4 protein-coding genes and 1 pseudogene are annotated in these 9,202 nt (G+C 61.1%); 1 reads left to right on the top strand and 4 read right to left on the bottom strand.

What is annotated here, in order from left to right; all coding sequences use genetic code 11:
* On the top strand, window positions 1–521 hold a 521-nt coding region (locus QD280_RS17720), incomplete at its 5' end, for an ACP phosphodiesterase (RefSeq protein WP_279840145.1).
* 15 nt (window positions 522–536) lie between these two features.
* Here the strand turns inward: QD280_RS17720 and QD280_RS17715 are convergent.
* The 4 genes and pseudogenes from QD280_RS17715 to QD280_RS17700 form a co-directional block, all read right to left on the bottom strand.
* A complete protein-coding gene (locus QD280_RS17715) occupies window positions 537–1,724 on the bottom strand; it encodes an HlyD family efflux transporter periplasmic adaptor subunit (protein WP_279840144.1) in 1,188 nt (395 codons plus the stop codon).
* Complete coding sequence (locus QD280_RS17710) at window positions 1,721–4,009, bottom strand: type I secretion system permease/ATPase (RefSeq protein WP_279840143.1); 2,289 nt, start codon at window positions 4,007–4,009, stop codon at window positions 1,721–1,723. Before QD280_RS17710 ends, QD280_RS17715 begins: the two co-directional genes overlap by 4 nt.
* Window positions 4,006–5,352 carry a TolC family protein gene (locus QD280_RS17705; RefSeq protein ID WP_279840142.1) on the bottom strand — a complete coding sequence of 449 codons (1,347 nt, stop codon included), beginning with the start codon at window positions 5,350–5,352 and terminating at the stop codon, window positions 4,006–4,008. Before QD280_RS17705 ends, QD280_RS17710 begins: the two co-directional genes overlap by 4 nt.
* A gap of 173 nt (window positions 5,353–5,525) precedes the next feature.
* Window positions 5,526–9,202: pseudogene (locus QD280_RS17700) on the bottom strand (hypothetical protein); the annotation flags it as partial.

The raw sequence follows: 9,202 nt of genomic DNA, 5'->3' as shown, positions 1-9,202 counted from the left end.
TCCGCTTTCACCGCCGCTGTGACGCAGTGATCGACGCTCATCCCGAGACACGCTGGTTGTTGACCCAGGTGCCGCCTTCGTCGCGACGTGTCGCCGGCATCGCCTTCGACATGATGTGGGATCACCTGCTGGCCGCCGAGATGCACGATGACGATATCGAGCGCCTCTATCGCCTGCTGGCGCGTGAGGAGGTGCCGTCACGCCTGTCGAGCCTGATCGAATGGATTCAGGTGCGAGATGCGCTCAGGCGCTATCGGGAGCTGGAGTTCACGCTCGCGACCATTGCCAGCATCGGCGAGCGCATGACGGCCAGACGCCGCTTACGCCAGACAATTGATACCCGCCAGACAAGTGATACTCGCAATGGAAGGCATACGCACAGGGTGGGCAATCTGGATGCAGACGCCAATCCCCTGGCGGACATGACGCCGTGGCTGGCGGATAACCGCGCGATGCTCGAGGACAGCTTCGCGCGGTTGTGGCCGGACATGCTGGCATTGCGCCAGCCGCCCGCTATCTGACGATCAGGCTTGCGCTCAGCGCAGCTCCAGACGCGTGAAGGGCCTCAGCAGGTAGGAGAGTACGCTGCGCTCGCCAGTCTCGATGTCGACCGTGGCGACCATGCCCGGCTTGATCGGCAGCGTCTCGCCGTTGTGCTCAAGCGCTGCGGTGTCGCTGCTGACCAGCACGCGATAGTAGCTCTCCTCGCCGCGTGGCGTTTCCTCCTCCAGGGTGTCCGAGCTGATGCGCTCGACCTTGCCCTCAAGCGTGCCGTAGACCGCATAGTCGTAGGCGCTGATGCGGATCGTCGCCGGCATGCCCGGGGCGATGAAGGCGACATCCTGCGGGCGAATGCGCGTCTCGAACACCAGGGTGTCCTCCAGCGGGGTGATCTGCATGATCTCCTCGCCGGGCGGAATCACCCCACCGCGCGTGGTGATGGCGATGTTGTTGACCACCCCGCGCACCGGCGAGAGCAGCCGGGTACGGTCCAGCTGATCACGCCGCTGCACGCTGGTTTCCTCAAGGGCGGCCAGCTCGGACTTCTTGTCGGCAAGCTCGGCGTAGGCATCCTGCAGATAGGTGTTGCGGATCTCGGCCTGACGACCGTTGAGCTCGGCGATCTCGCGATCCAGCTTGAGCATCTCCATCTCGCCCACGGCGCGCCGCTTGACCAGCGGACGGATCACCGCGAGCTGACGCTGAGCGGCACTGATTTCCTTGCTGACCGCATTCAGGGCGCTGTCACGCTTCTTGCGCCGGGCCGTGAACAGTTCACGCTCGGTGGCGGTCAGTGCCTCGTTGTCACGCACTTCCTCGGGGAACTCGATGCTCGACTTGTCCAGCACCTCGGCCTCCAGACGGGCGATGGTCGCGCGCAGCGCCTGCGCCTGACTCAGCGACTCCATGTAGGCCGAGCGAAAGCGGGTCTCGTCGATGGCAGCCAGCAGCTGACCGGCCTCGACGATCTCGCCCTCGCTGACCATCATCTCGTCGAGGATACCGCCCTCGAGGCTCTGGATGGTCTGCTGGCGGGAGGAGGGGATGACCTTGGCTTCGCCACGCGCTACCTCATTGACCTCGGCCCAGCTGGCCCAGGCGATGAACAGTGCGATGACCAGGAAGCTGGCCCACAGCAGCGGACGCGACCAGTGGCTTTCGAGCTTCTGGTCCGGCGCGCCCAGCTCACGTTTGAGGAGTTCGGGATCGAAACGCTGGCTCATGAGGCCTCCTGGCGCTGACGGGATGCGGAGGTGGCCGGTGTCTTGCCGGCCGATTGTCTGGCCATGATCTGATCCAGCGGGCCGTCCATGACGCGCTTGCCGTGGCGCAGTAACAGGGCGCGTTCGACCCAGCCGAGCAGCGACTTGCGGTGTGTGGCCAGCACCAGGGTGCGGCCGGCAAGCCAAGGGCCAAGAGTCTTGATGACGTGTTGCTCGGTGGCCTGATCCAGCGAGGCGGTGGGCTCATCCAGCAGCACCACGGCGGGGTCCTGCAGGACCAGGCGGGCAAGGCCGAGGCTCTGACGCTGGCCACCGGACAGGCTGTGGCGATCATGCAGCATCATGTCCAGCCCCAGCGGGTGGCGGCGTACGAAGTCGCCCAGTCCGGTCATCTCGATGACCTCCAGCAGGCGCATGTCGCTGACATCCCGCCCGTCGATGCACAGGTTGTCGCGCAGCGTGCCGCTGTACAGGCTGATGTCCTGCGGCAGATAGCCGATGGCGCGCTGGCGGTCGGCAGGATCGATCTGACTCAGGGCGAGGTTGTCGAGGGTCAGCTCGCCACTGGTGGGCGTGAAGTAGCCGGCCAGCAGACGCAGCAGGGTGCTCTTGCCGGCGCCGTTGCCTCCCAGCAGGGCGAGGTGTTCACCGGGGGCGATGCTCAGGCGGTCCAGCGCCAGGGCTTCCGGGGCTTCCTCGTCGTAGCGCCAGTGCAGATTCTCGGCCTGGTAGTGCCCGCGAGCCTGGGCGAGGCGCGCGAAGCGACGATCGCTGGGACGCTCGATGTCGGTCTCCATCAACGCATCCAGCCCTTCCTTGGCGACCTTGACGTGCTGCCAGCGACTCAGCAGCGCACTGATCTGCAGAGTCGGGCCGATGGCGCGCGACGAGAGAATCGAGCAGGCGATCAGGGCACCGACACTCAACTCGCCGGCCATGATCAGGTAGACCCCGGCGATGATGACGCCGACATAGGCCAGCTGCTGCATGCCGGTACCCCAGCTGGTCAGCCAGGCGACGGCGTGGCGGAAGGTGACGCCGCGGTGTGTCTGCTCGGAGGTCAGACGCTGCCATTGACGGCTGGCATGGCCCTCGGCGCGACAGGCCTTGAGGTTCTCGAGGTTGTCGAGAGTCTCGAGCAGCACGCCATTCTTGACCGCCGATTCGCGCATGCCTTCACGCGACAGCCGCGACAGCCACGGTTGCGCCAGCAGCACGGGAATCAGCATCAACACGATCGCCGCCACCGGCACCCAGACCACCGGGCCGCCCAGCAGGGCGATCAGGCCCAGGAACAGCAGCGCGAAGGGCAGATCCCCACAGGCACCCAATGTTGAGGCGGTGAAGAACTCGCGGATGGCATCGAAATCGCGGATCTGGCTGGCCATCGCCCCGGTCGAGCGCGGCTTGGCGGCCAGGCGCATCTGCACGGCGTGGCGGAAGATGTGATCGTTGAGTTCGAGGTCGATCTTCTTGCCCGAGTTCTCGATCAGCTGCGCCCGCAAGGCGCGCAACAAGGCTTCCAGCCCGATGGCGAGCATCACGCCGATGCCCAGCGCCCACAGCGTATCGACGGCGCCGGTCGGCACCACCCGGTCATAGACCTGCATCGCGAACAGGGCCGTGGCCACGGCCAGTAGAGCGGCAAGCGAGGAGGACAGCGCGACCTCGGCGAAGACGCGCCAATGCGACTTGAGGCGTGAGGTCAGCCAATGCCCCCTCTGGGTCTGGCTGTAGCCTTCCGCGCGCTCCAGCGAGATCTCGCCATGCGCAAACAGCGCAATGCCGGCGTAGGTGGCAGCCAGCTCGGACTGTGACAGCCAGTAGGCGCCGCCGGACAGGGGATCGAGCAGCTTGTAGCCGGGGCCACTGGGTGTGGCTCTCGTGTCATCGTCTGCCTGGGCGTCGCTCGTGTCGCTGCCCGACTCACTTGATGACTCGCTGCTCGATCCCGTGCTCGACTCGGCAGGCCACCGATGCGAGGCCTCATGGGACAGCAGCACGCGACTGCTGCCGTCTTCCAGCAGCACGACACAGGGCATCAGGCTGTCGGGAATCTCGCTGAGCGGCGCCTGACTCAGGCGCGCGGCGATGCCCTGCCGCGACAGGGCCTGCTCCAGATCCTGCGGCGCCAGCTCACCCTTGGTGAGAGGCATGCCGTGTCGCAGGCGCTCGAGGTCGATGCCGTGGCCCTGCAGACGCAGCAACTGGCGAACGCTCTCCAGCAAAGGGTCGGGTTGCGATGCTGCCGTGGCCGAGGAGGCGGTGGTCTGTGGGGCGCTCATGGGCTGACTCCCTGGCTGGCATGGTGATGAGAGTGGGGCAGCGAGGTGTGCGCCGTCTCTGGCGGGGTGGCAGTGGCTTCGGCCCGATAGGGCGATGAGACCAGCGGCAGCGCGCCCAGCTGGGTCGCCAGGTCATATTGATCGGTGAGCAGCTGAGTATTGAGTTCGATCATCTGGCGCCGTGCGGCGAAGATCTCGCTCTCGATGGTCAGCAGGTCCTCGATATTGCGCGAGCCGGTAATGAACTGGTCGCGATAGCTGCTGCGCAGGCGTTCGCCACTGCGCGCCTGCTGATCCAGCGCCTTGATGCGCGCCTCGACCGCAGGCTGACTGGCTGACAGACGCTTTATCTGGCGGCGCAGCTCGCGGGCGGTGGAGGCGGTCTCGAACTGGGCGGCGGTCAGGCGTGCGCGGTCCGCTTCGGGCTGGCGCAAAGGCGTCAGGCCCTGGAAGACCGGGGCCTCGATGCGCAGGCCGATGCTGGAGTCGCTGACCATGTCGTCGTTCGACTCATAGCGTGAACTGGTCGCCTCCAGACGCAACTCCGGCCAGCGCTCGGCCTCGCTCAGGCTCAGGGCGTGGCGCGCGGCATTCTGCTGGTTGACATGGCTGCGATAGGCCGGCGCGTTGGTGATGGCGGCATCGGTGGTGGCGAGGTCGCGGGCCAGATCCGCCACGATCGGCAGGGGCGGCGGGGCGCTCAGGGCGACATCCCTGAAGGAGCGGCCGCTGAGTATCTCGAGCTCCTGACGGGCGGTGTCGGCATCGCCCTGCAGGCGTGCCAGCCACTCGCGGGCACTGGCCAGATCAACGGCGGCCCGGTCCAGCTCGACCCGATCCCCATAGCCTGAGAAGGTGCGGTCATTGGCCAGGCGCTCGAGGCTTTCGAGCTTCTCGATGTAATCGCGCACGCGGCGCATCATGGCGCGATTGGCGCCCAGATCGATATAGGCGGTGATCGCCTCCTGGGCGATTTCCATGCGGGTCTGATCCAGGGTGTCACGCTCGACGTTCCGCTCTGCCGTGCGCTGCTCGACCTCGGCCTCCACCTGGCCCCAGTCGTACAGCATCTGGCTCAGGGTGAGCCGGTAGCCGCCTTCGGTAAAGTTGTCCTCGGTGCCGACACTGCTTTCCAGGCGCGGCCAATAGCCATCCTCGGCGATCTCGATCTCCGTGCCCGCGGCACGCACATTGGCCCGGGCGGCCTCGATGCGAGGGTCATGGGCAAGCACATCGCTCAGCACGGCGGCGAGATCGCGATTCGTCTGGGCAGTGGCCGGGAGTGATGCTGAAAGCCCGGCGGAGATGGCACAGATGGCGACGCAACGCTTCGTCGCTGGCATGCGCGGAAGTGTTGCCTGTCTGTGGGCAGACGGGCAACGAAATAGGGTGGGCATCATGTGACTCCTTGTCTTCAGAGTGTCCTCTGAAGTGCTGCGTCATCCTGACGCTCTAGTGTTTCTGAATCATGCTGATCATCAAGGGAGGTGCCCCTTGCGGGGCACCTCGATCAGGCTTATCCGTTGCTGGTATTCACGGTCACGTCTTGATCGATATACAGCGTTGCCTCACCAAGCTGATAAGTATCATACGTCGTGCCGTTGAACTCGGTCGTTGTCGCGGAGGATGTTGCCCCAGCCGCTTCCACGCTATCGCCTTCATCGCCATCGATGTACAGCTCGTTATCACCATCGGTGAGGTTCAATACCGTATCGGCATCGATTTTCAGACTGGTGCCGGTCTCGCTGCTGGCCGAGATATCGAGCACTTCGATGTTGGCCGCAGTATTTACCGAAGCATCCGCATCCAGCAGTGCAGTCAGGTCAATGCTTTCCCCGGTATTGTCGAAGCTCAAGGTATCAATACCTACGCCACCCTCGACGTCGAAGGTGAGGGTGGATGTCACGATGGTGTCATCGCCATCACCGCCATCGAAGATATTGCTGCCAGCGCCACCTGAGAGGTAATCATCGCCCAGACTCCCGATCAGAGTGTCATCGCCATCGCCACCTTGGAGGGCATCACTTGCGCTACCGCCGGTCAAAACATCATTTCCCGCAAAGCCGTAGAGATACACACTGGTATCGCTGCTGCTCTCATCAAAGATATCGGCTTCTGCGCCTCCAACAAGAATGGAGGAAGCATCAATCCCGCTGAATACCGAGCTGCCGTCTAGAAGATCAACATCAACCAGTGATGACAGTGTGCCTGTTGTTTCTGCATCGTAAACATCTGTGGCAGTAATACTCAAAGCATCAAAGAGTTCTACATCTACTAGGTTGATACCTCCTTGATCCAGCGTGACCGTCGCGAGAAGTTGATTTAGCGCTTCGTTGTCAATATCACCGCCATCAGCTGCAGTAATAGTGATCTGAGCATTGGCAGCGACGGTGCCAAGTACGCCATCGAATTCGGCACCTGTGTCTTGAACACTGAGCCCTAGAGCGATAGCCAAATCGTCATTCCAGGTGAAATCTGGAGCAGTAATGAGTGAATCCACGTCAATTGTGACTAGCGCACTATAATCAAATACCACGGATCGCAGGTTGTTGTCATAATCTGCAACAAAGACATTGCTATCGTAAAGATCAATAAGGCCTAATGCTTCCAGCCCCACGAGTCCGAGAAGTTCATCATCATCTGCAGTCACGGTAGGGGCGGCATTACTCACCGAATCCAGGCTCTCCTCGCCAATGAAGGTGATTTCGCCCGTCGCCGTATCGCCATCACCATCCACGACCGTGACACTGACATCAGACTCATTGACCTCCGTGCCCACCAACAACTGCTCGCCGCTGATGAGGAAGTCGATGACCTCACTGCTCGTCAAGGTGCCACCTTCGGTCAGATCGAGTCCGTCGATATTGATGACCTGGTTGGCGGACGCGGCAGGATCAGCGGTCAATCCACCCTCTGTGTTGATATAGAGGACGGTCGCACCGGCTGCCGAGACATATTCGGCACTGATATAGCTCGCAAGATTGTTGGTGGCGCTATCGACGTAATAGGCCCCGTTGAGCATATCGCGCAGATCAAGAATGTCTCCTGATCCGACGCCACCATTATTGAAGTTGAGCACGGTGTCTGTTGCCGCAGCAGCGACAGTGCCCTCATCACCGGACTCCCAACGAAGGATGTCGACCCCATCGCCACCGTCCAAGGTGTCGTCGTCTGCACCGCCGATCAGCAGGTCAGTCGCACCACCTCCGTTCAGTTCGTCATTGCCGCTACCGCCGCGCAGGAGGTCGCTGCTAGTGCCTCCATTGAGCTCGTCATTACCACCATAACCGTAGAGTGACTCACCTGTGCTAGCAGCGGTAAGGGTATCTTCTCCCTCATTTCCTTCCTTGATCGGCGGTTGGTAGTCTCCCGAGAAAAGGTCAAGATCAAGATCGATAACAGTTGCATTGGCTGCTACATCGGAGGTTGCATCCAGCGTATCTGTAGCTGAAATACTGGTTGTGCTCAGGATGGATGAGATAATGGCATCCAGGTCCAGGATATCCAGCAGGCCGGAAAGTATCCCGTCTGTCGATATAGTGAAGTCGATGCTTGCCAAAATTTCATTTATTTCCAAGTTGGAAATCTGGCTGCCATCAGTCTTGGTGATGGTGATTGTTTCAGTTGACACTCCACTCTGTGTCGTCACTACCAGCCCCAGCTCGCTTGCCATGGCTGCGCTGTAAGTCCAGCTGCTATTTCCTACGAGAGTATCCAGCAACTCCTCTACAGTAGGCACATCGACCAGAGGCACTGCATCTAGTGCAGCTAAAGTGAGCGCCAACAAGTCAGAGATGCCATCCAAATACGTGCTGACTGTATTGTAGATGTTGCTTGTGCTGATACTGACTGAGGCGAGGTTGTTGTCTACATCGTAAGCGTTGTAAAGCTGATTGTTATTCAGGTCTACAATACTTAGTACATTAGCACCCACAATTCCCAGTACATCATCAGTCTCTGTGACATTGACAATTGGTCGAGAATTGGCCTCATCTGCGGTACTGAACTGGCCCTGGTGGCTGTAGCTATAGTCCCCTGAGTCGATATTCAGGCTGAAGGATTCACCCGACAGCGTTTCGACCGCCAGAATGCCATCGACGATGCTGACAGTATCGCCAGCCTCCAGACCAATCTCGGTAGAGGTGCCGGTCACGTCCGCATAGGTGCCATCATCAGAGACAGTGAATGTCAGGCCCTTGAAGGTGAAGGACTGCACCTGCCCATTTGCCGCATCAGCCCCAAACCCGAAGTCATCCTCACCATCGAAGATGGAGCCGGTGTAATCCGTATTCGAGCTCAGAGTCTCCACGACGGTACTTGCCGCAATCGTCGGTACATCATCAGTGATATCGATGTTCAAGGTGCTGCTGGTGCTCGACGTGCCATCGGTCAGAGTGACAAGCACATCCACCGTGGATGACTCGGCATTCGCCTGATCAATGTTGCCGAGCAGTTCTGCGCTGTAGACAACTTCCGAGCCATCCTCGGTGACGGAAACGACCATGACGGCCGTCGCTGCAGCGTTATCGACATCACTTGCCAGTGTGAGCGTACGTCCTTCATCCGTGACAACCCAATCAAGCGCCTGGCCGTTGCTGGTAAGCGACTCGGTGGAGCTGAGTGAGAGAGTTGCCTCACCGCTGGTATCGGCGAATGTCTGAGTGCTGGCGACGGCGCCCGCAGCAGAGGCGATCAGCGCTTCCGAGATCGTCAGACGGTTGGCATTGCCCAGATCGAGGAAATCGTCGCTCAGCTTGGTCGCCGTATCGGTCACGGCGGCCACATTCTCATTTCCTGCATCGTCCGTCACGGTCATGGTCACGGTCAGCAGTCCCTCTGCCAGACCGGTAAGGTCGACGCCTGACACAGTCACTTCGCCCGCCGCCGAGACAGTGATGTTCTCGGTTGGGACGGTGACGGAGCCATTATCAGTATCGGTGATCACGATCGTGAGGTTGCTGCTGGTCAAGCCGGCTTCGACAGTGCCTTCGAATGTCACATCTGTCGCTTCTGCAGCGTTGATGTCCCCATCAGCATCCGTGAAGCTGATGACACTCCCTGTCGGAGCGGTCGTATCAATGACGACGTCTTGACTCTCGATGTCGCCATCGTTGCTGGCGGCGTCCTGCACCTTGAGCTGCACGGTGGCAGAAGTGGTGAGGTTTGCATCGGCGTAGCTGACGGCAGTACCGG

The sequence above is a fragment of the Cobetia sp. 1AS1 genome, assembly GCF_029846435.1.
GTDB lineage: Bacteria > Pseudomonadota > Gammaproteobacteria > Pseudomonadales > Halomonadaceae > Cobetia > Cobetia amphilecti.
The sequence above is the reverse complement of the archived record's forward strand: the minus strand, read 5'-3'. Positions and strand labels throughout refer to the sequence as shown.

Bases quoted from the DNA above. Each gene is read 5' to 3' on its own strand.
- QD280_RS17710 (WP_279840143.1), bottom strand. From the start codon at position 4,009: ATGAGCGCCCCACAGACCACCGCCTCCTCGGCCACGGCAGCATCGCAA.
- QD280_RS17705 (WP_279840142.1), bottom strand. From the start codon at position 5,352: ATGCCAGCGACGAAGCGTTGCGTCGCCATCTGTGCCATCTCCGCCGGG.
- QD280_RS17715 (WP_279840144.1), bottom strand. From the start codon at position 1,724: ATGAGCCAGCGTTTCGATCCCGAACTCCTCAAACGTGAGCTGGGCGCG.